The organism is Jatrophihabitans sp. (assembly GCF_046262535.1).
In the GTDB taxonomy this organism is placed as follows: Bacteria; Actinomycetota; Actinomycetes; order Mycobacteriales; family Jatrophihabitantaceae; genus Jatrophihabitans.
Genome location: NZ_JBHEMO010000072.1, coordinates 12,772 through 38,699, shown reverse-complemented (window position 1 = coordinate 38,699; position 25,928 = coordinate 12,772). Strand labels below are relative to the sequence as shown.

Here is a 25,928-nt window from a genome sequence, read left to right as displayed (position 1 = left end):
CGTGGCCGTAAACTCCGGCAAGTGGAAGGAGCGGAAACGTCGAGCACGCGTGCCCCCGAGCGGCGCAGCCTCGCCGATTCCGTCACACCGGGCGACGTGTCCCTCTCCTCGCTGTACGCCGGCGCCGAACCGACGACGGTGACCCCGGGCTGGCGCCGTGTTCGGTTGCTGGCCTTCGCCGCGTACTTCGGCGTCCTGGCGTGGATCGTCATCGCCGAGGGCGTACCCACGGCGCGGGCGAGTCTCGCCGCCATCATCGTCACCGGACTGGCTCTGACGAGCATCGGTCGCACGTGGCGGCACACCGCGCAGGTGGTGCTCGATTGGTTGCCCTTCACCGCCGTGTTGATGCTCTACGACCGGACGCGCGGCGTCGCCGACCACCTCGATATCTCGCTGCACGAGAGGGACATCGTCCGGGCCGAGGAATGGCTGTTCGGCGGGACCGAGCCCAGCGTCTGGCTGCAGCACCACCTGTATCACCCCGGCCACGTCTACTGGTACGACGCGCTGTGCACCCTCATCTACACGTCGCACTTCCTGGCGACGCCGATCCTCGCGGCACTGCTGTGGCTGCGCGACCGCGCGCTCTGGCTGCGCTACATCACCCGCGTCGTGGTCCTGTCGTTCGCCGGCCTGATCACGTACTGCCTGTTCCCGGAGGCTCCGCCGTGGATGGCGGCCCGGGACGGGCTGACCGATCCGGTGGCCCGGCTGTCGGCGCGCGGCTGGATCTGGTTCCACCTGGGCAACGTGAACGAGACGCTGGCCAACGCGCAGAACGACGGCGCCAACCCGATCGCGGCGATGCCGTCGCTGCACCTGGCCTTCGCCGTCCTGGTGGCCCTGATGATCGGAGCCCGGATCCGGTCGCGCTGGCGGTTCCTGCTCGCCCTGTACCCGGCGGCGATGGGCTTCACGCTCGTCTACTGCGGCGAGCACTACGTCCTCGACCTGGTGGCCGGCTTGGGCTACGCCTGGGCGGCGCACGCCGCGCTGAACCGCTGGGAGCGGCACCGTCCGCGCCGCGCCGACGGGGCCGAACGTCCCGAATCTTGCCGCGATCCGGGCGATTTGGAACGTTTCCTGCGGGCCTGATGTCTGCTTTGTGACGAATGGTGCGATTGTTACTGGTGTTGCTACTGGCGCCTATGGGATTCGGATGGCAGTCTGACGAACGCCTGTAGCTGAGCGGGGTACGCCAGAGGAGATCGTCGCTGTGCACGAACGCACCAGGGGTCGCTTGACCGCCCGGCGGATGCTCGCCGCTCTCCTGGCGATCGGCACCGCGCTCAGCCTCCTGATCGCGGCGCCCGCGGTGCTGGCCGAGCCCGCTCCGCCGCCCAACCCGACCGACGGGCAGCTCAGCGCCGCGGCGCGAGCGCAGAACGCCATCGCCGCCGAGGTCGGCCAGCTCAGCGGCCAGGTCGCCCAGAAGCAGGAGGAACTGCAGCAGGCGCGGGGCCGGGCCGAACTGGCCGAGCAGAAGTACGCCAACGCCATCGCCAAGCTGCGCGACGCGCAAGCGGCCGCGGTGAGGGCCCAGGCCGGGGTCAAGGCCGCCCAGTCCGACGTCGACCGCGCGCACGCCAAATTCGTCGAGTACGTGCAGGCCGCCTACATGAGCGGCGAGGTCCAGGGCACCGCCGGCAACCTGTTGACGGCCGAGAACCCGAGCGACCTGCTCGCCCAGTCAGCGCTCCAGCAGTACCAGCAGGCCCATCAGGCCGACGCCATCGGCGCGCTGCAGAGCGCCACCGTCGCCAAGTCCAACGCCGACGCCGCGGCGCGGGCGGCGGTGCAGAAGCGCCAGAAGGCGAAGGACGCCGCCGACCAGCAGAAGCAGATCGCCTTCCAGGCCGTCGCCCAGGCCAACGCCGAGGAGGCCGCGCTGCAGAAGAGCCTGGCCAGCACGCAGGCGGATCTGGAAGCCAAGCGGACGTACCTGGCGAACCTGCAGGGCCAGCGCGCCGCCTACCTGCTCTTCGAACAGCGTCGCCGGGAGCGCCTGGCGCGTGAGGCGGCCGCCCGCCGCGCCGCGGCCGCGGCCGCCGCGGCCGCCGCGGCTGCCGCGGCCGCACGCCAGGCTGCACAGGGTGGTGGCGGTGGCGGGTCCCACTTCAGTCCCGGCCCGTCCGCGCCGTCGGGCGGCAGCTGGAAGGCCAGCAAGGGCCAGGAGGCGGCGAATCGGGCCCTGAGCCAGGTCGGCATGCCGTACGCATGGGCTGGCGGGGGGGTCGGCGGCCCGAGCTACGGGATCTGTGACAGCAGCAACGGTGCCCCGAACGACTGCAACGTGAGCGGCTTCGACTGTTCCGGTCTCGTGCTCTACGCGTGGGGGAAGTACTGGGACCACTACGCGGCGACGCAGTACAGCCAGGCCGGCAGCTACCACCCGAGCCCGGGCAACCTGCGCGCCGGCGACCTGCTCTTTTGGAGCGCCGACGGCACGGTCGGGGGCATCCACCACGTGGCGATCGCCATCGGCGGCGGACGGATGGTCGAAGCCCCCTATTCGGGCGGCGTCGTGCAGGTCGAATCGATCTACGAGTACGGCAACATCGACTTCACCACCCGGCCGCTGACCTGATCCGCGTAGCCTCGGACGGGTGAGCGACAACGAGGCTCCCCCGAACGGGGGCGGAGCGCTGCGCGACCGGTTCGGCCGGGTCGCCACCGACCTGCGCATCTCGCTCACCGACCTCTGCTCATTGCGCTGCACGTACTGCATGCCGGCCGAGGGCCTGGACTGGCTGACCAAGGCGCAGCGGCTCACCGACGAGGAGTTCTTCCGGCTGGCCGCGCTGTTCGTCCGGCTGGGTGTCCGGTCGGTGCGGTTGACCGGCGGTGAGCCGCTGGTGCATCCGACCCTGCCCGACGTGGTCGCCGGGCTGGCCGCCCTGGATCCGCGGCCGGAGATCTCGCTGACCACCAACGGTGTCAGCCTCGACCGGTTCGCCGAACGTCTCGTCGCCGACGGCCTCGACCGCATCAACGTCTCCGTGGACACCCTCGATCGCGCTCGCTTCGCCGAACTGACCCGGCGCGACCGGCTGCCCGAGGTCCTCGCCGGCGTCGCCGCCGCGAGTGCCGCCGGCCTGGCGCCGATCAAGATCAATTCCGTTCTGGTGCGGGGGAGCAATCTCGACGAGGCGCCGGCGCTGCTGTCCTGGGCGCTGCGCAGCGGGTACCACCTGCGCTTCATCGAGCACATGCCGCTCGACGCCGACCACACCTGGTCACGCGACGACATGGTCACGGCCGACGAGATCCTCGAGATCATCGGCGCGCAGTTCGCGGTCGTTCCGCACGGCGCGCGGACGAGCGCGCCGGCCGAGGAGTTCGACGTGGTCGACGGGCCGGACCGGGCGGCGTGGACGGCGCCCGTGGGCCGGCTGGGCATCATCGCCTCGGTGACCCGGCCGTTCTGCCGCGAGTGCGACCGGTTGCGGCTCACCGCCGACGGGCAGTTGCGCACCTGTCTGTTCGCGCAGTCCGAGACCGACCTGCGCGGGCCGTTGCGCAACGGCGCGTCCGACGCCGACCTGGCGCGCATCATCATCGAGGCGGTCGCGCAGAAGCAGGCCGGGCACGGGATCGGCTCGGCCACCTTCGTCCAGCCCGAACGGACGATGTCGGCGATCGGCGGTTAGGCGAGGCGTTCGCGGCTGAGCAAGAAGTCGCGGCGGGCCAGGAAGTCGGCGAGTCCGTCGGCGTGCTCGTCGCAGGCCAGCCAGTGCTTCACGCGGGCCGCATCGTGCAGGCGAGGATTGCGCCAGCCGAGATCGACGGTGGCGGCGGCCCGGCACCCCTTGGCCGAGCAGCGGGGCTCCTCCGGCGCCTCGGACACCCAGGCACCGTACAGGCTCGTCCCGTACGGTTGAGCCGACGCGAAATGAGTGAGCACCACCTACCGCACAGCGCCGCATTCCGAGGAGCACCAGTGGCCGATTCCGAGCACCTCCAAACCCCCGCAGCCGACGCGTCGGCGCTCGAGCGGGTGATGTTCGAGGTCAAGCGGGTGATCGTCGGGCAGGAGCGGCTCGTCGAGCGGATGGTGGTGAGCCTGCTCGCGCAGGGCCACTGCCTGCTCGAGGGTGTCCCCGGTGTCGCGAAGACGCTCGCGGTCGAGACCCTGGCCCGCACGGTGAGTGGCAGCTTCTCGCGTCTGCAGTTCACGCCCGACCTGGTGCCGTCCGACATCGTCGGAACGCGGATCTACAAGCCGGGCGCAGAAGCGTTCGACACCGAGCTCGGCCCGATCATGGCCAACTTCGTACTGGCCGACGAGATCAACCGGGCGCCGGCCAAGGTGCAGTCAGCCCTGCTCGAGGTGATGGCCGAGCGACAGGTCACGATCGGCGGGCGGCGCTACGAGGTGCCGAGCCCGTTCCTCGTCCTCGCCACCCAGAACCCGATCGAGTCCGAGGGCGTCTACCCGCTGCCGGAGGCGCAGCGCGATCGGTTCCTCATGAAGATCACCGTCGGCTACCCGACCGCCGCCGAGGAGCGCGAGATCATCTACCGGATGGGAGTGGCCCCGCCGCGGGCCAACGCCGTGCTCAGCACCGACGACCTGCAGCGGCTGCAGGCGACGTCGAGCCGCGTGTTCGTGCACCACGCGATCGTGGACTACGTCGTCCGCCTCGTGCTCGCCACCCGCAACCCGCAGCAGTACAGCCTGCCCGACGTCGCGCAGTGGATCTCCTACGGCGCCAGCCCGCGCGCCAGCCTCGGCCTCGTCGCGGCCGGCCGGGCGCTGGCCCTGATGCGCGGGCGCGACTACGTCCTGCCACAGGACGTTCTCGACGTCGCCGTCGACGTGCTCTCGCACCGCATGGTGCTGAGCTACGACGCGATCGCCGACGGCGTGCCGGCCGAGCACGCGATCCGCCGGATCCTGCAAGCAGTGCCGTTGCCGCAGGTCGCGCCGCGCCAGCGCGCCGGCGGGCCGATCGACATGGCACCCCCGCCTCAGGGGCCCGCTCCCCGTCCCGGTGGCCCCGGCGGTCAGCCGCTGGTGTTCGGCAACGCGGCGCCCCAGCAGCAATCGCCCCCATGGGGTGAGCGCTCGGCGTGAACGAACTTCCGCCGGTGGTGGGCGAGGCGCCGCTACCGACCGATCACGGCCCGGCGTTGTCCCTCGAGGGCGCCGATGCCCTGCTGCGCCGGCTCGAGTACACCGTCCGCAACAAGCTCGACGGACTGCTGCAGGGCAACTACCTCGGCCTGGTCCCCGGACCGGGAAGCGAAGCCGGTGAGTCGCGGCAGTACGAACTCGGCGACGACGTGCGGCGCATGGACTGGCCGGTGACCGCGCGGACCACCGTCCCGCACATCCGCCAGACCGTCGCCGACCGCGAGCTGGAGACGTGGCTGGTCGTCGACCTCTCGCCGAGCATGGACTTCGGGACGGCGCTGACCGAGAAGCGCGAACTCGTCCTCGCCGGCATCACCGCCGTCGTGCACCTGACGGTCCGGGGCGGCAACCGCGTCGGTGCCGTCGTCGGCAACGGGCAGGACAGTTACGTGATCCCCGCGCGGGCCGGCCGCGCGCATGCGCAGTACCTGGTGCGGCGGATCGCCCAGACCCCGCGGGCGGCGTCGGCCGGGCGCACCGACCTGGCCGCCCTGCTGGAAGCGGTCCGCCGTCCGCAGCGGCGCCGCGGCCTGGTCGCCGTCGTGTCCGACTTCATGGACGGCACGCCGGCTGACGGCCCGGCGCCGTGGGAACGGCCGCTGCGCGGGCTGTCCAGCCGGCACCAGCTGCTGGGCATCGAAGTGCTGGACCCGCGAGAACTCGAGCTGCCGCCGGCCGGCCTGGTCACCTTCGTCGATCCGGAGACCGGACGTCAGCTCGAGGTGCAGACGTCCGACCGGACCGTCCGGGCGCAGTACGCCGCGGCCGCCGCCCGCCAGCGGGAGCGGATCGCCGCGGGGCTGCGGCACGCCGGCGCCGCTCACCTGCAGTTGCGCACCGACCGCGACTGGATCACCGACGTCGTCCGCTTCGTGGTGGCCCGCCGGCGGTTCGTCGTCGGTGCCGTAGGGGCAGGGATCCGCTGATGAACTTCCTCTCCCCGGCCTACCTGTGGCTGCTGCTCGGCGTCGCCGCGCTGCTCGCCGGGTACGTCGTCCTCCAGGTGCGACGCAAGCGGTTCGTCACCCGGTTCAGCAACGTCGAGCTGCTGGGCAGCATCGCACCGCGCCGCCCCGGCTGGCGGCGTCATCTGACGTTCGCCCTGCTGCTGAGCGGCTTGGCCGTGCTCTCGGTCGGGGTCGCCCGGCCGTCGGCCGCTGTCAAGGTGCCGCGGGAAAACGCGACGGTCATGCTCGACATCGACGTGTCGCTGTCGATGGAAGCGACCGACGTCCTCCCGTCGCGCGTCGAGGCGGCCAAGGCCGCCGGCAAGGAGTTCGTCGGCCTGTTGCCCACTCGCATCAATCTGGGCCTGGTGTCCTTCGGTGGCCAGGCTTCCCTGCTCGTCCCGCCGACGTTGAACCGCGAGCCCGTGAAGGAAGCGATCGACGGCATGCGGCTGCAGCAGTCGACGGCGATCGGCGAGGCGATCTTCACGTCGTTGCAGGCGATCCAGGTCTTCACCCGGTCGACGACGGCGAAGGGCGACAAGCCGCCGCCGGCGCGCATCGTGCTGCTCAGCGACGGCACCAACACCGTCGGCCGCTCGGTCAACGACGCGATCGGCGCGGCGCTCAAGGCGCACGTGCAGGTCTCGACCATCGCGTTCGGCACCCAGAACGGCTCGGTCACCATCGACGGCCAGACGCAGCGCGTCCCGGCCGACGACAACACACTGCAGTCGATCGCCGAAGCCACAGGCGGCTCGTTCCACACCGCGCACAGCGAGCAGGAACTCAGCACGGTGTACAAGAACATCGGCTCGCAGATCGGCTACACCACCCAGCACCGCGACATCAGCTGGCGGTTCATGCTGGCCGGACTGCTCTGCCTGTTCGCGGCCGGGGGCGCGGCGATGCTGTGGGCCGGCCGGCTGATCTGAGCGCCGCGGGGGCCCGTCAGCCCTGCGGGTCGAGCACGAGCTTGCCCACCGACGAACGGTCCAGCAGCGCGCGGTGCGCATCGGCGGCCCGCTCCAGCGGATAGGTCTCGCCGATCACCGGCCGGATCGAGCGGTCGGCGATCAGGCCCATCAGATCGGTGACCGCTTCGGCGAGCAGGTAGGGCCGCTGGACCACGTGCATCAGCCAGAAACCGATCACCGCCGTGCTGCGGCTCATCAACCGGGCCGGGTCGACCGCGGTCGGCGGCGTCCGCCCGGCCATGCCGAACACGGCCAGCCGGCCGAGCGGAGCCAGCGCGGCGAGGCTCTGGTCGAACACCGGTCCGCCGGTCATCTCGAGCACGACGTCCACGCCGCGCCCCTCGTTCGCCTCGCGCAGCGCGGCCTTCATGTCGGGGACGCGGGAGTCGACGGCGACATCGGCGCCCAGCTCGAGGGCTAGCGCCCGCTTGTCGGCACTGGATGCCGTGGCGATGACCCGGCCGGCGCCCCAGCGCTTGGCCAACTGGATGGCAATCGTCCCCACTCCGCCCGCGCCTGCGTGCACGACTACCGTCTCGCCCGCCTGCAGGTGAGTGCTCGTCCGCAGCAGATGCCAGGCCGTCGCGCCCTGCACGAGCGTCGTCAGCGCTTCGGCGTCGGTGACGGGGTCGGGCACCGGGAACAGCTGGCGCGGATCGATCGCGACCTTCTCCGCGTAGCCCCCGCCGCCGATCATGCCCACGAGCCGGCGCCCGGAACTGTCGCGCACCACCACCTCGGCGCCGGGGATCATCGGCAGCGTCTGCTTGGCGAGGTAGGAGTCCTCGGTCTGGTGGGTGTCGGCGTAGTTGATGCCCGCGGCGAGCACGGGCACGACCTGGGCGCCGTTGCTGCCTTCGGGATCGGGTAGCTCGCGGACGACCAGCGTCTCGGGCCCGCCGAACTCGGTGATTTGGATGGCCCGCATGGTGGCACCCTACGCAGCAGTAACGCGCGCGCGGATCCGGCGCGCCGCCATCCGCTAGCGTCGACCGACGTGGATGGACGCACCGTGCTCGTCACCGGCGGCAACCGGGGGATCGGCCTGGGGATCGCGCAGGCCTTCGCCGCCAACGGCGACCGCGTCGCCGTGACCCACCGGGGCAGCGGCGTGCCGGACGGGCTGTTCGGGGTGCAGTGCGACGTCACGTCGGGAGAGCAGGTCGACGCCGCGTTCGCCGCGGTCGAGGAGGAACTCGGCCCGGTCCAGGTGCTCGTGTCCAACGCCGGGATGACCGACGACACGCTGTTGCTGCGGATGAGCGAGGAGTCCTTCGCCGGCGTGGTGGATGCCAACCTGACCGGCGCCTATCGCGTCGCCAAGCGCGCGGCGCAGGGGATGTTGCGGGCGCGCAGCGGGCGGATGATCTTCGTGTCCTCGGTCGTCGCCTTCGTCGGCGCGCCGGGCCAGGCGAACTACGCGTCGAGCAAGGCCGGCCTGGTCGGCCTGGCCCGGTCGATCGCCCGCGAACTTGGCAGCCGTTCCATCACCGCGAACGTCATCGCTCCCGGCTTCATCGACACCGACATGACCGCCGCGATGACCGAGAGCCGCCGGAACGAAGTGCTCGGGGGCGTGCCACTCAAGCGGTACGGCACGGTCGACGAGATCGCCGGCACCGCGGTGTTCCTCGCCTCCGACGCGGCGGCCTACATCACCGGCGCCGTCCTCCCGGTCGACGGCGGCGTCGGCATGGGGATCTAGCGCGACCGGCACGAATCGAAGCAGGGAAGGACGTCTCATGGGGCTGCTCGACGGAAAGCGCCTGCTCGTGACGGGTGTCATCACCGACGCGTCGATCGCGTTCTCGATCGCCCGGCTGGCCCAGCAGGAGGGCGCGACCGTGGTGCTCACGGGGTTCGGCCGGATGTCGCTGGTCGAGCGAGTCGCGCGACGGCTGCCCGAGCCGCCACCGGTGATCGAGCTCGACGTGGCCGACGCCGGTCATCTCGAGAGCCTGGCCGATCAGGTCCGCGAGCACGTCGACGGCATCGACGGCGTCGTCCACGCCATCGGTTTCGCCCCCGCCTCGTGTCTGGGCGGGGGCTTCCTCGACGCCCCGTGGGAGGACGTCGCGACGGCCGTCCAGATCTCGGCGTACTCGCTGAAGTCGCTGGCCACCGCGGCGCTGCCGTTGTTCCCCGAGTCCGGCGGCTCCATCATCGGCCTCGACTTCGACGCTCGCGTCGCCTGGCCGGCCTACGACTGGATGGGCGTGGCGAAGGCCGCGCTCGAATCGACGTCGCGCTACCTGGCCCGCGAGCTCGGGCCCCGGCACATCCGGGTGAACCTCATCGCTGCCGGCCCGATCCGCACCATGGCGGCGAAGAGCATCCCCGGCTTCTCGATGTTCGAGGACGCATGGGACGGGCGGGCGCCGCTCGGCTGGGACAACACCGACGCCGATCCGGTCGCGCGCAGCACGCTCGCGCTGCTGTCCGACTGGTTCCCGGCGACCACGGGCGAGCTGTTGCATGTGGACGGCGGGTTCCACGCGATGGGCGTCTGAGTGGACTTCGACGCGCTCCTGCTGCTCTCGTTCGGAGGTCCGGAGGGCCCCGACGACGTCATGCCGTTCCTGCGCAACGTCACACGCGGCCGCGGCATCCCGGACGCGCGGCTGGCCGAGGTGGCCGAGCACTACGCGCACTTCCGTGGCGTCTCGCCCATCAACGAGCAGAACCGCGCCTTGATCGCGGCCCTGCGAACCGAGTTCGCCGAGCACGGCATCGACCTGCCGATCTACTGGGGCAACCGCAACTGGAAGCCGTACGTGGCCGACGCCGTGCGGCAGATGCGCGACGACGGCGTGCACCACGCGCTCGTCTTCGCCACCAGCGCGACCAGCTCCTATTCGGGTTGCCGCCAGTACCGCGACGACCTTGCGCAGGCGCAGCGGATGGCCGGTGAGGGATCACCGGACCTCGTCAAGCTGCGGCATTTCTACGACCACCCGGGCTTCATCACCGCCCACGCCGACGGCGTGCGGACGGCCTTGGCCACCCTGCCCGCCGAACGGCGCGATACCGCGCGACTGGTGTTCACCGCCCATTCGATACCCGTGTCGATGAACGACGTGTCCGGACCGAAGGCCGACGGGCTGTACCTGACCCAGCAGCGGGAGACCGCGCGCCTGGTCGCCCAAGAGGTGCGCGGCCCCGGCGCCGAGTTCGACCTGGTGTGGCAGTCACGTTCCGGTCCGCCGCAGGTGCCCTGGCTCGAGCCGGACATCAACGACCACCTGGAGGCCCTGGCCGCGGATGGTGTCTCGGCCGTGGTGGTGTCACCGACCGGCTTCGTGTCCGACCACATCGAGGTGCGCTGGGACCTCGACGTCGAGGCCCGTGACACGGCGGCCGCGCTCGGGCTGACTTACGCCCGGGCCGCCACTCCCGGCGCCCACCCGGCCTTCGTCGCGGCCGTCCGCGAACTCGTCGAGGAACGGATCGTCGGAGCGCCGCCGCGCGCACTCGGACCGCTCGGCCCGACCGGGATCGACTGCCCGGTCGGCTGCTGCCCGGCCCCGCGGCGTGGTGCGCCGGCCGCGTCGTGACCACTTTTCCGGACGGCCCTGAGATTGCGCTGCCCGCCGGGGACGTCACCGTCGGCGTGGTCCGCGTCGGCGACACCGTCCGGCGTCCGTACCAGGACTCAAGCCCGCGGGTGGCTGCCTACCTGCGCCACCTCGAACGCGTGGGCTTCGACGGCGCACCCCGCTACCTCGGCCGGGATTCTCAAGGCCGCGACGTCCTGACCTACCTCGACGGCCGGGTCCCCGGCGATCCGGTGGAGCCATGGGCGGCGAGGGACGACGTCCTGCCCGGTGTCGCGCGGTTGCTGCGCCGGCTGCACGACGCGAGCGCGGGCTACGCGCCGCCGGCCCGGTCGGTCGTGCCGGGCCGGCCGCAGCCGCTCCTGCCTGAGGGGGAGCCGCGGATCGTCGCGCAGCGCGACGTGACGCCGCAGAACACCGTCTTCCGCGGCGATGCTGCGTGGGGACTGATCGACTTCGACCTGAGCGACTGGACGACCCGCTCCGTCGACCTCGCCAACACCGCGATGCACTGGGTCCCGCTCTGCGACCCGGTCGACCGGCCGGCCGTGTACGACGGCCTCGAGCCGGGCCCCCGGCTGCGGTTGCTCCTGGACGCCTACGGCCGCGATGCCGTCGGCGCCGAGCAGCTACTGCACGCGGCCGAGCTGCGTTTCGCCGGGTCGTACCGGAGCATGCACTGGTCGGCTGTGCACCTCGGCGGCGGCTGGGCGCGCATGTGGGCCCAGGGCGTGGGGGACGTGATCGAACGCCGGATCGCCTGGTTCGCCCGCGTCCGCGACCGGCTGCACAGCGACCTGCAGTGAGCGCACGCGCGCTGCCGGTGGCGGCCGGGGCCGTCGCCGCGCTGATGGCGGGCGCGTCGTGGTCGATCGCCGCCCTACCGGTGGCGTGGCACCCCGAACACCGCACGCTCGGCACCGTCGTCTACTACGTCGGACTCGCGCTGCTCGGCGGCAGCTGGCTGGTGCTGGGCCGCACGCTGCTCACCAGCACGGGATCGGCGGCGAGCCGGCGCGTCGCGCACCGGTTCGCGCTGATCGCAGCGGCGCCGATGCTGGCCGCGGCTCCGTTCGGCCGCGATCTGTGGGCCTATGCCGCGCAGGGTCACCTGGTCGGTACCGGGCGCGATCCGTACCACCACGGTCCGGCGGCTGCGCCCGGCCGCTTCGCCGACGAGGTGAGCGCCCGCTGGCTTCACAGCCCGTCTCCGTACGGCCCGCTGTGGCTCCGGTTCAGCCAGTTCGCGGCGTGGGCGTCGCACGGTCATCCAATCGTCGCCGCGCTGGTCCTGCGGGCACCGGCCTACATCGGACTGCTCCTGTGTTGCTGGGCGGTCGGCGCGCTGGCCGCCCGGTTCGGCGCCCGGGCCGACGTCGCGCTGTGGCTCGGCAGCGCCAGCCCGCTGATGACGGTTCTCGGCGTCGGCGGCGGGCACAACGACCTGGTCATGCTCGGGCTGGCGCTGGCCGGGCTGGCCCTGGCCGCGCGTCCGGGATGGAGCGCCGTGGCCGGCGCGGCCGCACTGGCGAGCGCCGGCGCGCTGATCAAGTCGCCCGCGGCGATCGTCGTCGCGTTCATCGTGCCGGTGTGGCTCGCAGCCGGGCGGGAACCGCCGACGGTGCGCCGCGCGGGCGGCGCAGTCGCGACAGCGCTCGCCGCGGCAGTTGCGACCCTGTCGGCGTTGACCGGGTTGACCGGGCTGGGCTTCGGCTGGGTCACCAAGGTCAATTCCGACGCCCAATGGGTCAGCTGGCTCTCGTTGCCGTCCGCAGCGGCGATCTTCGGCAAGTGGGTGAGCGGCGAGGGCCATCCGCGCCGCTTGGATGACACCGTTCGGGTTTGCCGGACGGTCGGCGAGCTCATCGCGGTCGTCGCACTCGCGCTGCTCTGGCTGCTGGCCGTGCGGCGGGCTCGCGAACGCGGCACCGCTGTCGGGCTCCTTGCGCTGGCCCTTGGTGTCGCCGCCGTACTCGGACCGTCCGTGCAGCCGTGGTACTACCTCTGGGCGCTGACCGTCGCCGGCCTGGCCGTGCGTGACCGGCGGGCTCTGCTCGCGCTGGCCGCCGTCCCGGTGGTGTTCACCGTCATGATCACGCCGTCCGGCAAGGGATGGGAGAGTGACTGGCGGGCCCCGTTGGTCGTGCTCGGCGGCGTCGTCGTCACCGCCCTCGCGCTCCGACCGGGCCGGCGATCTCCGCCGCTTGCTCCGGAGCCGGTCGCCGCACCGCCACTGCCAGGGCGATGATGACGGCCAACCCCGTCAGGACGAACAGGTTGCCGAAGACGGTTCGTCCGAGGGCCGAGTGGTAGGTCGCCCGCATCGGTGGCTTGTTGACCCCGAGCACGAACACGCCGGCAACGATTGCGGTCAGAGCAGCTCCCCAGCGCCGACCGCGGTACGGCGAGGCGAGGAGCCCGCACAGCACCGGGATGAACCACACCCAGTGGTGCGTCCACGACACCGGCGACACCAGGCAGCCGCCGATGCCCACGACGCCGAGCGCGAGGATCTCTGCACCCGCGGCCGAGAGTCGCCGCGCGAGCCACATCGCGATGATTACCGTGAGCAGGGCCAGCGGTACCCACACCATGCGGGCCAGTTGATCGCTCGTCGTCGCGCGCAGCAGCAGCCCGCGCAGCGACTGGTTGCTGATCCGGTCGGCGTCGCCGACGCGCGATGTCTCGTACAGGTGATGGGTCCAGAAGTCGCGGGAGTCCCGGGGCGTGACGAGCGCGGCGAGGGCGACGGTCCCGGCGAACGCCGCCGCGGCGTTGCCGGCGTCGCGGAACCGCCGTTGCGCGAGCAGGTAGAGGACGAAGATCGCCGGCGTCAGCTTCAGGCCGGCGGCGACGCCGACGAGCGCACCGCGCCACGGCGCGCGCTGCGTGCGGGGTCGCAGGTCGTACAGGACGAGCGCGGCGAGCACCATGTTGATCTGCCCGTCGTGGAGGGTGGCCCAGGCCGGTTGCCCGGCCAGGATCGCGGCGAGGAAGAGGACGGCGCCCCACGAGTCGGCGATCCGGTGGATCAATCCGGGCGCGCACACCTGCACGACCGTGAGCAGCGCGGCGAAGAAGGCCAAGGCGATGACGGTCTCGGCCAGCCATCCCGGCAGTGCCGCCAGCAGCGCCATCGGCAGGGCGGCGAACGGGGGATAGGTGAAGCCGTAGCCCTGCACCTGCACCGCCGAGCCGTAGATGTCGTGCCCGTGCAGCAGCGCGTCCCCGCCGGCGAGATAGACGCGCAGGTCCAGTGGCATTGTCGCGTGGTAGAGCGGCCACCCCATCGATGCCGCACCGACAACGGCGAGCAGCACCCGGAGGGCGGGCCGAAGTTGCACGACCTCGGAGCGTAGCCCGACCCGTCTTCCCACCCGACGCGGTTGATTTACGGCGTCGAAGGCAACCACGCCGGGTGGGAAGGCGAGTTAGGCCGGGTCGCTCCACGGGCCGACGCCGGTCACGCGCTCGGGCTTGATCCGCAGAACGAGGCCCGGCGGGTGGTCGGTGCCCGGCGGGAACGTGACGTCCGGCCCGAGGTAGACATGGGCCAACCGCTGGAGCAACTCGGCCGCGCCGCCCTCCGTCACCCGGCCGGAACCATGGACCACCAGATACTCGGCGAGGCCCATGTCGTTCACCACCCCGGTCTCCATCGACAGGACGACGCGCGCGTCGTGGCGCACGTTGCGAAGTTTCTGGCGCTCGCCCATGTGGCCGCTGACGATCTCGTCGCCCTCGAGACCGACCCACACCACGCTGACCTGGGAGCTGCCGTCGGGATTCATCGTGACCAGGTGCGCGAGATGCCCGCCGCTCACGGCGTTCCGGGCGGCGGAGTTGAGAACACTCATGAGCAGACGCTACGGGCAAACCGTCGCCCAGTGCGTTCAGTCGCGCGCCTCGGCGTTGTAGCCGGCGATCCGGGCGCGACGGACGGCGGTCGCGAGCGGTCGCAAGGTCGACGTCCGCGCGGCGATCCCGGTCCGGTCGATCGCCCCCCCGGTCGGATCGCTGAACGCGACGTCGAGCACGGCCTGCAGTCGTTCGGCCTGCGCGAGCAGGGCGACCGCGCGCGGAGGGAATCCCGGCGGCAGGTTGAGCCGCTCGCCGGCGTGCCGGGCGTCCTGCAGCGCCTCGGTGATGTCGTCGATCCAGCCCGCCACGTCGGCGGCCGACAGCGCGGTCGCCGACTCACGGATCGCCGTGGTCAGGTCGAACTGCGCGTCGGCCACGGAGACGAAGTCGGCGGGGACGGGCTCCGCCGCGAACGCCTGCCACAGCACGGTCGTCGGGGCACTGCTGGGCGCGTACTCGATGACGTCGGGGACAACGCCGAGGCCGGAGCCGACGACTGCTTCGCCGTGCTCGAGCGCGGCGCTTCGGAATGCCGCCGGTCCGGGTACCCCGCGGACGTCGCCGGCGACGGGCAGGACCAGTCGCACGGTGCTCCCGCCTCGCCGCCACGCGACCAGAGCCTCGCGCAGCGGGACGAGTTCGAAGTCGAACGCGGGCAGGCCGCCCACCTGGTGCGGGGCGTCGGTGCCGCTCACCGCGTCGGCCGCCTGGTCGATGCTGACCCGGCCGGCGAAGAACGCCGCCGCCCACGCGGCGAGCGGTCCGGAACGAACGATGGGCACGGGTCCCGAGCGTACGGGCGTGGTGCCGAGACCGGCCTCCGTCCTCGGCATAGGTTCTCGGCGTGCCCGACTACTCAGACGTGCTCGCCCAACCCGCCCGCCGCCGCCACGTGCCCGAGGTCGCGGCCGAGACCGGCCTCGTCGTCGAGACCGCGGACGGCGATTTCTGCGGCGCGGTCGTCGGAGTGGGCCGCGCGGTGGATGCGGGCGAGAAACGCGACACCGTCACCCTCGAGGACCGGCACGGCAAGCGCCGGGTCTTTGCGATGCTGCCGGCTGCCTTTCTGCTGGACGGGGCGATCGTCACGCTCGTGCGCCCCGCGACCGCAGCGAGCAAGCCGGGGGCCCGGGCCAAGACCGCGTCCGGGTCCTATGCCGTCGCCGGCGCGCCGGCCCGCGTCGCCCGGGCCAGCCGGATCTGGGTGGAGGGCGTGCACGACGCCGCGTTGGTCGAGCGCATCTGGGGCGATGACCTGCGGGTCGAAGGCGTCGTGGTCGAACCGCTCGACGGCATCGACGACCTGGTCGCCGCCGTGCGTGACTTCGCCCCGACCGCCGAACGGCGGGTCGGCGTGCTCGTCGACCACCTGGTGCCCGGTTCGAAGGAGTCCCGCATCGCCGCGCTCGTGCGCAGCCCGCACGTCCTGATCAACGGCCACCCCTACGTCGACATCTGGCAGGCGGTCAAGCCGACGGCGCTGGGTATCGAGCGCTGGCCGGACGTACCGCGCGGCACCAATTGGAAGGACGGCATCTGTGCGGCGCTCGGCGTCAGCGCCCCACGCGAGATGTGGCGGCGCGTGCTGGCGAGCGTCAACAGCTACGCCGACGTCGAGGTGCCCCTTCTGCGCTCGGTCGAGGAATTGATCGACTTCGTAACTGACTGACCACAACGCAAGCGGCTAGGGGCGTGGCGTGCCACGATGAAGGGGTGGACGCATGGCTGGTGTGGTTGATCATCGCCGGCGTCCTGGCTGCCGGTGAGGCGACCTCCCTCACCTTCGTCATGATCATGGCAGCCGGCGGTGCGGCGGCCGCGTCCGTCACGGCCGCGGTGGGCGGTCCAGTGTTCCTCCAGGTGCTCGTGGCGATCCTCGGCACCCTCGGCCTGCTCGGCCTGGCCCGGCCGGCCGCGATCCGGCACTTCAACTCCGGTCCGCTCATCGTCACCGGACCGGATGCGCTGGTGGGGCGTGAGGCCGTCGTCCTCCAGCCGGTGACCGAACACGACGGCCGGGTGCGGCTCAACGGCGCAGAGTGGTCGGCCCGGGCCAAGGACCCCAACCAGAACCTGCCGGCCGGGACGGTGGTGTCGGTCGTGGCTATCGACGGCGCCACCGCCGTCGTGTGGCAGGACCCGTTCGCGTGAGAGGTCGAAACCGTGCCTGAGAGGACGAACGCATGAATGCAGCAGCCATCGCCGCGATCATCATCGCGGTGGTCGTGATCATCGTGCTGGCGCGAATGGTGCGGATCGTGCCCCAGGCGCGGGCGGCCGTCATCGAACGGCTCGGACGCTACGTGCGCACGGCGACGCCCGGCCTGACGCTGCTGCTGCCCTTCGTCGACCGGATGCGTCCGATGATCGATCTGCGCGAACAAGTGGTCAGCTTCCCGCCGCAGCCGGTCATCACGTCGGACAACTTGACCGTGGGCGTCGACTCGGTCATCTACTTCCAGGTCACCGACCCGCGGGCCGCCACCTACGAGATCGCGAACTACATCCAGGCCGTCGAGCAGTTGACGATCACCACGCTGCGCAACGTGATCGGCTCGCTCAACCTGGAACAGGCGCTGACCAGCCGCGACGAGATCAACAGCAAGCTGCGCGGTGTGCTGGACGAGGCGACCGGCCCGTGGGGCATCCGGGTCGCACGTGTGGAGATCAAGGCGATCGACCCGCCGCCGTCCATTCAGGACGCGATGGAGCAACAGATGCGCGCCGACCGCAACAAGCGCGCCCTCATCTTGACCGCCGAGGGCCAGCGGGAGTCGGCGATCAAGACGGCCGAGGGCCAGAAGGCCGCGCAGATCCTCGACGCCGAGGGGCAGAAGCAGGCGGCGATCCTCGCCGCCGAGGCCGACCGGCAGTCGCGGATCCTGCGGGCCGAGGGCGAGCGGGCCGCCCGCTACCTCGCGGCCCAGGGGCAGGCCAAGGCGATCGAGACGACGTTCGGCGCGATCCACGCGGCCAAGCCCGACCCGGCGCTGCTGGCCTACCAGTACCTGCAGACGCTGCCCCAGATCGCTCAGGGTGACGCGAACAAGATGTGGATCGTGCCCAGCGAGTTCAGCAAGGCGTTGGAGGGACTCTCGAAACTGACTGGCGGGGACGGCGACGACGGCCCCTCCTGGCTGAGCGCGCAGGGCACCGGCGGCCCCGGCGGAAGCGGAGGTGAGTCGGCCACTCCGATCGACACCGAGGGCTGGTTCGACTCGAACCTGCCCGCCGCGGCCGACATGCCGGAAGCGACGAACCTGCGCGCCTCCGACGACGACCCGGACTCGCAGGAGGCGCGGGCGGGCATCCCGGGCGGCGACGCCGAGGACGTGGCCGAGATCCTGCGCAAGCGGGTCCCGACGGCTGACGACCCGCCGCCGGCCGCACCGGCGCCACAGGACTTCCCGCGCACCCCGCCCCCGCAACAGCCGCCGGGCTACCAGTACCCGCAGCAGCCGCCGTACCAGGGGCCGGCGCAGCAGTAACCGCGCCGGATCAGAAGCCGGTCTGGTTCCAGGGCGGCAGCGGCACCGAGAACATGAGGTCGGCGCGGTCCAACGCGCCGGGCCGGAGCTCCTCGACGCCGGTGGGCAGCTGCCGCAGCCGGTAGCCCCCGAGGTAGCACGCGGCCAGTGCCCGTTGGTCGACCCGCAGGTCGGCCCGCTCGGCGGTGGCCGAGCACTGGGCGCCGTCCTCGTCGGCCTCGAGCACGACGCGACCGGCACCGTAGCCGCCGAGTCCGGTGTCGACGACGTCGAGCACGACCCGGCCGGGGATGGCGTACGAACGCGCGGACAGCGCGGCCGGGACGTCGAGCAGGCGCACCCACAGGGAATCCCAGGTGCTCACGTGTTCCAGGGCGCGGGCATCGGGCAGCAGCCACTGCACCGGCTCGAACGTCGACCCGTTGTCGTACTTGATCTCGTCGATGATGTCGATGCCGCCGAGGTAGGCCCACAGCTCGCGGTAGGCGTCGTCGTTGGCGGCGACGAACTCGTTCAGCTCGATGGCGCCGAGCCGGCCGTTGAGGTCGAAGTCCCGCGTCACCTTCCAGGCCAGCAGGCCGTCCGGACCGTCCGGTCCCTCGTGCAGAATGAGGTGCGGTCGCTTGCCGATCGGTTCGTAGCCGTTGAGCGCGAGTCGCCGGTCCCACCACGGGTCGCGGCGGTCGACCTGGCCCGGGCGCAGTCGACGCGCCGTTTCGAAGATTGCCGGGGCGACGGCGCCGAGCTCGTCGGCCTCGACCTGTCGCACGCTTCCCGGCGGTGGCGGAGGAAGGGTCGCCGCAGCCCGCCGCGGGTGGTAGACGTACTCGGCGTTCATCGTGGCCGGTGCGTAGCCGAACCGTCCGTAGATCGGCCACTCGGCGGCGAGCAGCATGCTGAGCGCGTCGCCGCGGTCCTTGGCCGCCTGCAGAGACCGGGTGATCATCGAGCGGAGCAGCCCGCGGCGGCGGTGGGTGGCGGACACACTAACGCCGGTGAGCGCATCGGCGAGCAGGTCGCGGGTGGTGCCGTGCGGGCCGGGCACGGAGACGTTGCGCGGCTCGGTGGCCAGTGTGGCGATCAGCCGACCGGAATCGCGATACGCCCACGTCCGTTCGGGGATCCACTCCCTGGCCCAGCGATCGACCCGTCGAGAGAAGTCGTCGTCGTACGGCGAACCGAGCAGGGCGGTCGCCAGCATCGCCACCCAGGCATGTGCCTCATCGACGGGGACCGGGCTGATCAGTTCCGGATCGCTCACGTCCCGACCCTGCCAGCGGGCGCAACTCAGATCCAGTCGACGCGGCCGTGCAGGTAGATGTAACCGATGAAGCTGACCGCGTCGATGATGAAGTGCGCGATGACCAGCGGCCACACCCGGCGCGTGCGCTGGAACCACCAGCCGAAGATCACTCCCATGACGGCGTTGCCGAAGAAGCCGCCGTAACCCTGGTAGAGGTGGTACGAGCCGCGCAGGACGGCGCCGACGGCCAGGGCGCGCGAGTTGGACCAGCCGAGCTGACGGAGGCGGGTGAGGACGAAGGCGCCGACGATGATCTCCTCGGCGAGCCCGTCCTGCAGCGCATCCAGCAGCAGGACGGGGATCCGGTACCAGACGTCGGGGAAATCCGTCACGACGATCTGGGCGTTCGCGCCGAGCTTGCGGGCGACGTACACGAAGCCGAGCCCCGGAATCCCGATCAGCGCGGCGAAGCCCGCGCCCTGCAGCATCTCCCGTAGCCGCAGCCGATGGAGTCCCACGCCGAGGCCCCGGCCGCCCGGGGAACGAATGAGCAGGACGACGGCGAGGAACGCCGGCAGGACGCCGCTGAGCACGTTGGCGAGCTGGTCGAGGATGTCCAGCCACTGGTAGTGGGTCTTGCGGCCCGAGTTGATGGGCCCGGTCGCGACGTGGCGAAACCCGATGCCGTGGTTGATGATCAGTTGTGACCGGATGAAGCTGAGCAGCGCGGTGATGCCCGACATTCCGTACGAGACGCCGAGCACGGCCAGCAGCTCCAGCCCGTAGCGCTGCTTGGCCGGCGCGGGCGCGTCGGCCTCCACCTCGGCGGTCACGGTAGGCAGTCTGCCGCAGTCGGCTGAGCGCGCCGTGTCAGCCGGCCCGGCGCAGCGGCGCGAGGACGAGGGTCTGCAGTCCGGCCCCGACGATCCCGTGCCGATCGGACAGCGTCGAGCGGGTCAGTCCCGAGCCGTCCTCACCGAGATGGGTCTCGGCGTCCATCACCACCCACTCACCGCGGAACGGCCGGGCCAGGTGGACGTCGAGATCGACATTCACGAACGACCACTCCTGCCAGTCCAGTTCGGCCGAGATGCCGCTCGCGGAGTCGGCCACCATGACGACGCGGGCCAGGCCGAACAGCTCGTGGCCGTCGGTCAGCGGCAGCGTGGGCCTCGCCCACGCCTCGGAACCGCCCGGGGCGCCGGGCAGGCCGCGCACGAAGCGCCACTCGAGGCTCCGGGCCCAGCCGAAGTCCCAGTCGCGATTGACCGCGACGTCCGGCAGATCGACCGGCTCGCCCAGCGGGGGAGCGACGCGTGACGTGTCGGCGGTGCGGACGAACCAGACGCGGGCGTGCACGCACTCACGCTCGCCGGCCGACACCACGACTTCGGCCAGGGCCGCGCTGCGCGCTGCCCGAATCACCCGCGCCGTCGTGCGGACCTCGTCGACCGGCACGGCCCCGATGAATTCCGCCGCCACGCGCAGGGCGACGAGATCCTCGCGCCCAGTCTCGGCGCGCACCGCTCGCTCGGCGGCCGCGACGGCGAGAGCATTCGGCGGCCCGCCGTGCTGCAGGTGATCGGCCCACGGCCCGACCGTCGGGGGGTTCGACAGGTAGCGCCCGGTGAGCGGAGTCTCTTCGACGACCGAGAAGTAGGCGGCTGACATGGAATCCAAACCTAGCGGCCGGGGGATCCGCCCCACGCGGTGGAACCGTCCGCCCGCCTGTCTCGAATTCCTGGGCAACAGACCGCCTTACTGAACCAGTGAGGCGCCGAGACCCGGGAGTTGGCCGATGACACGTCGCAGGATCGCCGTCGTAGGTAGCGGGGTGGCCGGCCTGACCGCGGCCTACGTGCTGCAGGGCGAGGCCGACGTCACGTTGTACGAGGCCGATGCCCGGCTCGGCGGACACGCCGACACCCATGAGGTGGTCGGTGCCGACGGCGTGCTGCGCAACGTCGACACGGGCTTCATCGTCCACAATCTGCGGACCTACCCCTTGCTCCGGCGGCTGTTCGACGAGCTGGACGTGGCTACGCAGGAGTCCGACATGAGCATGTCGATCTCCTGCGGCGGCTGCGGCCTCGAGTACGCGGGCGGCCGGGGCGTGGGCGGTTTACTGCCGTCACGCCGAACCGTCACTAACGGGGCGTACCTGCGCATGCTCGGCGAAGTGGTGCGGTTCCACCGCCGGGCCACGGCGCTGCTGGCGGGAACGGACGACACGATGACGGTCCGGCAGTTCCTGCGCGCCGGCCGGTTCTCGCCGTACTTCACCGCGCACTTCATGACGCCCCTGATCGCCGCGGTCTGGTCGACCGCGCCCACCCGGGCCGGGGACTACCCGGCCCGTTACCTGTTCACGTTCCTGCAGAACCACGGAATGCTCAGCGTCACCGGCGCGCCGGTCTGGTACACCGTTGTCGGCGGATCGGCCCGCTACGTCGAGAAGGCGGCCAAGGGCCTCACGGCGGTGCAGACGTCGACACCCGTCCGGGCGGTGACCCGGTGGGGACGCGGTGTCGAGGTACGCGCCGACTCCGACGCGGTCGAGCAGTACGACGGGGTGGTCATCGCGACCCATCCCGGTCAGGCCCTGCGGCTGCTCGCCGAACCGACCTCCACCGAACGGGACGTCCTCGGCGCGATCGGCTTCACGGTGAACCCGACAGTCCTGCACACCGACATCTCCGTGCTGCCCCGCGCCGCGCGGGCCCAGGCGTCCTGGAACTACGCGCTGCCGACCTGTGACTCGGTGCCCACCGCCGTCCAGGTGAGCTACAACATGAACCGGCTGCAGCGCCTCGAAGCGCCCGAGACGTACGTCGTCACGCTGAATGGCGAGCAGGCCGTCGACCCCGCGCGCGTGCTGGACCGGATGGAGTACGAACACCCGGTGTACACGTCCGCTTCGGTGGCGGCGAGGGGGCGGCTGCCGGAACTGAACGACGGCGTGGTCGCGTTCGCCGGCGCGTATCACGGGTGGGGTTTCCACGAGGACGGCTGCCGCTCCGGCGTCGAGGCGGCGGCCTCACTGGGAGTGCGATGGTGACTCCGTCGGGAACCGCCGCGCTGTACGAGGTCGACATCGCGCACGTGCGCGTCGATCCGCTTCGCCATGACGTCCGGCACCGCGGCTACCTCTGGTACGTCGACGTCGACGACCTGCCGCGCCACGGGCCGTTGGCCCGGATCGAGTCCCGCGACCACGTCGGCGACCCGTCGGCGACGCTGCGGGCCAATGTCGAGTCCTTTCTCGCCGACTCCGGCGTGACACTCGACGGTGGGCGCATCACCATGCTGACGAGCGCCCGCAGCCTCGGCTACGTCTTCAACCCCCTGACCGTCTACTGGTGCCACGGCCCGGGCGGGAACCTGCGCTGCATCGTGGCCGAGGTCCACAACACCTACGGCCAGCGGCACCGCTACCTGCTGCATCCCGACGACGCCGGACGGGCGGACACGGTCAAGGAGTTCTACGTGTCGCCGTTCAACCCGGTCGACGGCTATTACCGGATGAGCGTGCCCGAACCGGGCGAGTCGCTGGCCCTCACGATCACCCTGCACCGGCCGGACAGTCGCCCGTTCACCGCCTCGGTGCGCGGAGTGCGCCGCCCGGCATCGCGCCGAGCGGTCGTCGCCACCGCGCTCCGGCACCCGTTCGAGACCCATGTTGTTCGGGCCCTCATCACGCTGCACGGCATCGCCCTGTGGCGTAAGGGCCTGCCCGTCCAACCGCGCCCCGCGCACCCGTCCGACCCGGAGGCCCCGATGCCCACGAAACCCACGACCGCCGACCGCCTGGCCGCCCTGATCCGCAGCACGGCCGGCATCGACCTGCCCGTCCGGGTACGAGCCTGGGACGGCAGCGAGACCGGCCCGAGCGAAGGGCCGGTGGTCGTGCTCCGGTCGCGGCGTGCGCTGCGTCGGCTGCTGTGGGTGCCCGGCGAGCTGGGCCTGGCCCGCGCGTACGTCACCGGCGACCTCGACGTCGAGGGCGACCTGGCCGACGGTTTCCGGCGCGCGTGGAGCAGGGCGGGCGGATCGGCGCCGCGGGTGCGCCTGTCGCTCGGGGCCCGGGTCCGCGCCGCCGCGGCCGCCGCCCGGCTGGGGGTGCTGGGGGCGCCGCCGAAACCTCCGTCGTCCGAGGCGCGACTGTCGGGTGGACTGCACACCCGACTGCGGGACCGGGCGGCGATCGCGCACCACTACGACCTGTCCAACGACTTCTACGCGCTGCTGCTCGACAAGTCGATGGCGTACTCGTCGGCGTACTACACGTCCGACGACCAGTCGCTGGCCGACGCCCAGCGCGCCAAGCTCGACCTCATCTGCCGCAAGCTGGACCTGCAGCCGGGCATGCGGCTGCTCGACGTCGGCTGCGGATGGGGCGCGCTGATCCTGCACGCGGCCGAGCACTATGGCGTGCACGCGACCGGCGTGACGCTTTCCCAGCAGCAACGCGACTTCGTGGCGAAGCGGATCGCCGACCGCGGGCTCACCGAGCGCGTCGAGGTCCGGTTGCAGGACTATCGCGAACTTGCCGAGACGGGCGAGACGTTCGACGCGGTGAGCTCCATCGAGATGGGCGAACACGTCGGCGAAGGGCAGTACCACGTGTACGCCGGCATCCTGTTCGGTTCCTTGCAACCGACCGGGCGCCTGCTGTTGCAGCAGATGTCGCGGCGCGGCGACTCGGCCCCCGGCGGTGGCGCCTTCATCGAGTCCTACATCGCGCCGGACATGCACATGCGGCCGATGTCCCAGACGCTCGGCCACCTCGAGGCGGCCGGCTTCGAGGTCCGTGACGTCGAGGCGATGCGCGAGCATTACGTCCGGACGGTGAACCACTGGATCGAGCGGTTCGAGGCGAACCGGCCCGAGTTCGTGGCGCTGCAGGGCGAGGAGGTCGCCCGCGTGTGGCAGCTCTACCTCGTCGGCGGCGCGCTGGCGTTCGAGGCCGGCCGGATGGGCGTCGACCAGTTCCTGGCTGTCAAGCCGACCGGCGAGGGCGTGTCGGGCATGCCGGCCTCCCGGCCGTGGGCTGCGGTCTGAGGTGAGCTTCGACGGTTCGGCGTTCGCCGGCACCCTGCTCTGGGCGGCCGGCGCCGCGGCCGTCGTGCTGCTGGCGACCTTCGTCGTCGCCAAGATCGTCGGCAAGCACAGCGTGATCGACACGACGTGGGGGTTGCTGTTCGTCGCGATCGCCATCGTCGTGTTCGCTCGGTCCGAGGGGCATGCGTGGGACGTGCGACGATGGCTTCTGTTCCTGCTGCCGGCCCTGTGGGGACTGCGGCTGGCCCAGCACATCGCCCGCCGGACCATCGGCCGGCCCGAGGACCCGCGCTACGAACAGCTGCTGGCCAAGGGCCGCGGCAATCCCGATCTCTACGCCCTGCGGATGGTGTATTTGCTGCAGGGCGTGCTCGCCTTCGTCATCGCCGCGCCCATCCTGGTCGGCGGCTTCGAGGGCGGGCGGGTCGGCCTCCTCGCGTGGCTCGGCGTTGCCCTGTGGTGCGTCGGTGTCTTCTTCGAGGCGGTCGGCGACGCGCAGATGGAGCGCTTCCGGCGCGATCCGGCGCACAAGGGTCAGGTCATCGACGTCGGCCTCTGGCGCTACACCCGGCATCCCAACTACTTCGGCGACGCCTGCGTGTGGTGGGGGATCTTCCTGGTGGCGGCGGACGCGCTGCCCGGTGTGGTGACCGTGTTCGCCCCGGTGCTCATGACGCTGCTGCTGACCAAGGGGTCGGGTGCCCGCATCCTCGAAAAGCACATGAGCTCCCGCGAGGGATGGGACGCCTACGCGGCCCGCACGAGCATGTTCTTCCCGCGTCCGCCCAAGAAGCGCTGACGCCGGCTGGAGGTGGCCGCTCGGCTAGTGGTGGCCGCTCGGCTGGGTGTGGCCACGCTGCGGGCAGACACGCCGCGTGGTGGCCCGCTACGGAGCCACACACGAGGCGGGGGAGGGGACCCGCCGCGGCATCAGTACGAGCCGCGCAGCACGCTCGTGCCGCTGTAGGCCGTCTCGTTGGTGCGCTGCAGGCTGACCTCGATGGCGCTGTACTGCGACATCACGTTGGCCGGGACGGTGAGCTCGGCCTTGTTGTTCTGCCCGATCGACCCGACCGACTGCATGCGCTTGCGGGCGCTGTCGGTCAGCCACACCTCGTAGAAGTGGCCGGCGTCGAGCCGGGGGAGCGACGTGGCGTCGATATGCATGTTGCTACCGACCAGCGTCACCTTGGCCGGATGGTCGCCGGCATCGAACGGGCGCAGCGCGAACGAACGGGTGTCGGTCGAGGACGAGCTCGTGCCGACCGTCTCGGCCAGTGTCACGCCACCGCCGACCAGCACCGCCGCCGCTGCGGCAACCGCCAGCAGGCGACGGCGGTGCTGCGTCCTGGCCGGTGCGACCGAAGCCTCGGCCCGAACCTTCGCGAACATCGCGCTCATGTCCGGCAGCGGGGTGTCGATGTCGTGCTCGTCGTCCTCGTCCGGCGCGGGCGTCGACACCGGCGCGACGATCCCGGGGGCGAAGCGGTGGGCCGACGTCAAGGACGCGTGCGCGACCACCGCGGAGATCAGCTCCTGCTGGCAGTCGGGGCAGTTGCGGAGATGCTCCGCCGCCGCCATGACCTCGTCGCGGTTTGCGTCGCCGGTCAACAGGCGAGGCAGGTTCTCGGAGATGTGTGGACTGGTCATCGCTGCA

The 25,928-nt window shown here is 71.6% G+C and carries 26 protein-coding genes and 1 pseudogene; 18 read left to right on the top strand and 9 right to left on the bottom strand.

Annotation, left to right across the window (positions count from 1 at the left end):
* Window positions 1-21 precede the first annotated feature (21 nt).
* From ABR571_RS10340 to moaA, 3 genes are all read left to right on the top strand, one after another.
* Window positions 22-1,098, top strand: coding sequence for a phosphatase PAP2 family protein (locus tag ABR571_RS10340; RefSeq protein WP_409453113.1), 1,077 nt, complete (start codon window positions 22-24; stop codon window positions 1,096-1,098).
* A gap of 121 nt (window positions 1,099-1,219) precedes the next feature.
* The gene (locus ABR571_RS10335; RefSeq protein WP_409453112.1) at window positions 1,220-2,590 is read left to right on the top strand and encodes an NlpC/P60 family protein; all 1,371 of its coding nucleotides are present in this window, start codon (window positions 1,220-1,222) and stop codon (window positions 2,588-2,590) included.
* Window positions 2,591-2,609: 19 nt separating this feature from the next.
* Window positions 2,610-3,653 carry a GTP 3',8-cyclase MoaA gene (gene moaA / locus ABR571_RS10330; RefSeq protein ID WP_409453111.1) on the top strand — a complete coding sequence of 348 codons (1,044 nt, stop codon included), beginning with the start codon at window positions 2,610-2,612 and terminating at the stop codon, window positions 3,651-3,653.
* Here the strand turns inward: moaA and ABR571_RS10325 are convergent.
* Entirely contained in the window at window positions 3,650-3,850 is a 201-nt protein-coding gene (locus tag ABR571_RS10325; protein ID WP_409453110.1) for a hypothetical protein, read from the bottom strand. The genes moaA and ABR571_RS10325 overlap by 4 nt on opposite strands.
* A gap of 153 nt (window positions 3,851-4,003) precedes the next feature.
* On the opposite strand from ABR571_RS10325, the gene ABR571_RS10320 reads away from it, so the two are divergent.
* Genes ABR571_RS10320 through ABR571_RS10310 form a run of 3 tightly spaced genes read left to right on the top strand, consistent with a single transcriptional unit; the run spans window position 4,004 to window position 7,022 of the window.
* Entirely contained in the window at window positions 4,004-5,080 is a 1,077-nt protein-coding gene (locus tag ABR571_RS10320) for an AAA family ATPase (RefSeq protein WP_409453122.1), read from the top strand.
* Window positions 5,077-6,066, top strand: a complete 990-nt coding sequence (locus ABR571_RS10315) for a DUF58 domain-containing protein (protein ID WP_409453109.1) — start codon at window positions 5,077-5,079, stop codon at window positions 6,064-6,066. The genes ABR571_RS10320 and ABR571_RS10315 overlap by 4 nt, the downstream gene beginning before the upstream one ends.
* Complete coding sequence (locus ABR571_RS10310; protein WP_409453108.1) at window positions 6,066-7,022, top strand: VWA domain-containing protein; 957 nt, start codon at window positions 6,066-6,068, stop codon at window positions 7,020-7,022. Before ABR571_RS10315 ends, ABR571_RS10310 begins: the two co-directional genes overlap by 1 nt.
* Before the next feature lie 16 nt (window positions 7,023-7,038).
* On the opposite strand, the gene ABR571_RS10305 is transcribed toward ABR571_RS10310, so the two are convergent.
* Window positions 7,039-7,992, bottom strand: coding sequence for an NADPH:quinone oxidoreductase family protein (locus ABR571_RS10305; RefSeq protein WP_409453107.1), 954 nt, complete (start codon window positions 7,990-7,992; stop codon window positions 7,039-7,041).
* 69 nt (window positions 7,993-8,061) lie between these two features.
* Between ABR571_RS10305 and fabG the strand changes: the two genes are divergently transcribed.
* From fabG to mptB, 5 genes are read left to right on the top strand one after another with little or no spacing between them, the layout of a single operon-like run.
* Window positions 8,062-8,769 (top strand): 3-oxoacyl-ACP reductase FabG, encoded by a 708-nt coding sequence (gene fabG / locus ABR571_RS10300; protein WP_409453106.1) that lies wholly within the window; start codon window positions 8,062-8,064, stop codon window positions 8,767-8,769.
* 37 nt (window positions 8,770-8,806) lie between these two features.
* Window positions 8,807-9,574, top strand: a complete 768-nt coding sequence (gene fabI, locus ABR571_RS10295) for an enoyl-ACP reductase FabI (RefSeq protein WP_409453105.1) — start codon at window positions 8,807-8,809, stop codon at window positions 9,572-9,574.
* A complete protein-coding gene (locus ABR571_RS10290) occupies window positions 9,575-10,618 on the top strand; it encodes a ferrochelatase (RefSeq protein WP_409453104.1) in 1,044 nt (347 codons plus the stop codon). It abuts the gene before it with no gap.
* Complete coding sequence (locus ABR571_RS10285) at window positions 10,615-11,424, top strand: phosphotransferase (RefSeq protein WP_409453103.1); 810 nt, start codon at window positions 10,615-10,617, stop codon at window positions 11,422-11,424. The genes ABR571_RS10290 and ABR571_RS10285 overlap by 4 nt, the downstream gene beginning before the upstream one ends.
* Complete coding sequence (gene mptB, locus ABR571_RS10280; protein ID WP_409453102.1) at window positions 11,421-12,866, top strand: polyprenol phosphomannose-dependent alpha 1,6 mannosyltransferase MptB; 1,446 nt, start codon at window positions 11,421-11,423, stop codon at window positions 12,864-12,866. Before ABR571_RS10285 ends, mptB begins: the two co-directional genes overlap by 4 nt.
* Here mptB and ABR571_RS10275 read toward each other — a convergent pair.
* The 3 genes from ABR571_RS10275 to ABR571_RS10265 form a co-directional block, all read right to left on the bottom strand.
* Window positions 12,781-13,962 carry a glycosyltransferase 87 family protein gene (locus tag ABR571_RS10275; protein WP_409453101.1) on the bottom strand — a complete coding sequence of 394 codons (1,182 nt, stop codon included), beginning with the start codon at window positions 13,960-13,962 and terminating at the stop codon, window positions 12,781-12,783. The two genes, mptB and ABR571_RS10275, sit on opposite strands and share 86 nt — an antisense overlap.
* An 87-nt stretch (window positions 13,963-14,049) precedes the next feature.
* The gene (locus tag ABR571_RS10270; protein ID WP_409453100.1) at window positions 14,050-14,475 is read right to left on the bottom strand and encodes a PPOX class F420-dependent oxidoreductase; all 426 of its coding nucleotides are present in this window, start codon (window positions 14,473-14,475) and stop codon (window positions 14,050-14,052) included.
* Window positions 14,476-14,511: 36 nt separating this feature from the next.
* On the bottom strand, window positions 14,512-15,261 hold the full coding sequence (locus ABR571_RS10265) for a hypothetical protein (RefSeq protein ID WP_409453099.1): 750 nt from the start codon (window positions 15,259-15,261) through the stop codon (window positions 14,512-14,514).
* A 62-nt stretch (window positions 15,262-15,323) separates the two neighbouring features.
* Between ABR571_RS10265 and ABR571_RS10260 the strand changes: the two genes are divergently transcribed.
* The 3 genes from ABR571_RS10260 to ABR571_RS10250 are packed head-to-tail and all read left to right on the top strand — an operon-like array spanning window position 15,324 to window position 17,967.
* Window positions 15,324-16,148, top strand: coding sequence for a DUF3097 domain-containing protein (locus tag ABR571_RS10260; protein WP_409453098.1), 825 nt, complete (start codon window positions 15,324-15,326; stop codon window positions 16,146-16,148).
* 44 nt (window positions 16,149-16,192) lie between these two features.
* Window positions 16,193-16,630, top strand: coding sequence for an NfeD family protein (locus tag ABR571_RS10255; protein WP_409453097.1), 438 nt, complete (start codon window positions 16,193-16,195; stop codon window positions 16,628-16,630).
* Between the two features lie 32 nt (window positions 16,631-16,662).
* Window positions 16,663-17,967 (top strand): SPFH domain-containing protein, encoded by a 1,305-nt coding sequence (locus tag ABR571_RS10250; RefSeq protein WP_409453096.1) that lies wholly within the window; start codon window positions 16,663-16,665, stop codon window positions 17,965-17,967.
* 10 nt (window positions 17,968-17,977) lie between these two features.
* Here ABR571_RS10250 and ABR571_RS10245 read toward each other — a convergent pair whose 3' ends face one another.
* The 3 genes from ABR571_RS10245 to ABR571_RS10235 are packed head-to-tail and all read right to left on the bottom strand — an operon-like array spanning window position 17,978 to window position 20,881.
* A complete protein-coding gene (locus ABR571_RS10245) occupies window positions 17,978-19,228 on the bottom strand; it encodes a GNAT family N-acetyltransferase (protein ID WP_409453095.1) in 1,251 nt (416 codons plus the stop codon).
* A 26-nt stretch (window positions 19,229-19,254) separates the two neighbouring features.
* On the bottom strand, window positions 19,255-20,043 hold the full coding sequence (locus tag ABR571_RS10240) for a CPBP family intramembrane glutamic endopeptidase (RefSeq protein WP_409453094.1): 789 nt from the start codon (window positions 20,041-20,043) through the stop codon (window positions 19,255-19,257).
* A 37-nt stretch (window positions 20,044-20,080) separates the two neighbouring features.
* Window positions 20,081-20,881 carry a thioesterase family protein gene (locus tag ABR571_RS10235; RefSeq protein ID WP_409453093.1) on the bottom strand — a complete coding sequence of 267 codons (801 nt, stop codon included), beginning with the start codon at window positions 20,879-20,881 and terminating at the stop codon, window positions 20,081-20,083.
* A 127-nt stretch (window positions 20,882-21,008) separates the two neighbouring features.
* Here ABR571_RS10235 and ABR571_RS10230 point away from each other — a divergent pair, with 127 nt between their 5' ends.
* The 4 genes and pseudogenes from ABR571_RS10230 (at window position 21,009) to ABR571_RS10215 (ending at window position 25,070) form a co-directional block, all read left to right on the top strand.
* Complete coding sequence (locus ABR571_RS10230) at window positions 21,009-22,268, top strand: NAD(P)/FAD-dependent oxidoreductase (RefSeq protein WP_409453092.1); 1,260 nt, start codon at window positions 21,009-21,011, stop codon at window positions 22,266-22,268.
* Window positions 22,262-22,903, top strand: a pseudogene (locus tag ABR571_RS10225) (DUF1365 domain-containing protein); the annotation flags it as partial. The gene ABR571_RS10230 and the pseudogene ABR571_RS10225, both read left to right, overlap by 7 nt.
* Before the next feature lie 84 nt (window positions 22,904-22,987).
* Window positions 22,988-24,271 carry a class I SAM-dependent methyltransferase gene (locus ABR571_RS10220; protein ID WP_409453121.1) on the top strand — a complete coding sequence of 428 codons (1,284 nt, stop codon included), beginning with the start codon at window positions 22,988-22,990 and terminating at the stop codon, window positions 24,269-24,271.
* 1 nt (window position 24,272) lies between these two features.
* A complete protein-coding gene (locus tag ABR571_RS10215) occupies window positions 24,273-25,070 on the top strand; it encodes a DUF1295 domain-containing protein (protein ID WP_409453091.1) in 798 nt (265 codons plus the stop codon).
* Window positions 25,071-25,201: 131 nt separating this feature from the next.
* On the opposite strand, the gene ABR571_RS10210 is transcribed toward ABR571_RS10215, so the two are convergent.
* The gene (locus tag ABR571_RS10210; protein ID WP_409453090.1) at window positions 25,202-25,921 is read right to left on the bottom strand and encodes an anti-sigma factor domain-containing protein; all 720 of its coding nucleotides are present in this window, start codon (window positions 25,919-25,921) and stop codon (window positions 25,202-25,204) included.
* Window positions 25,922-25,928: the final 7 nt, after the last annotated feature.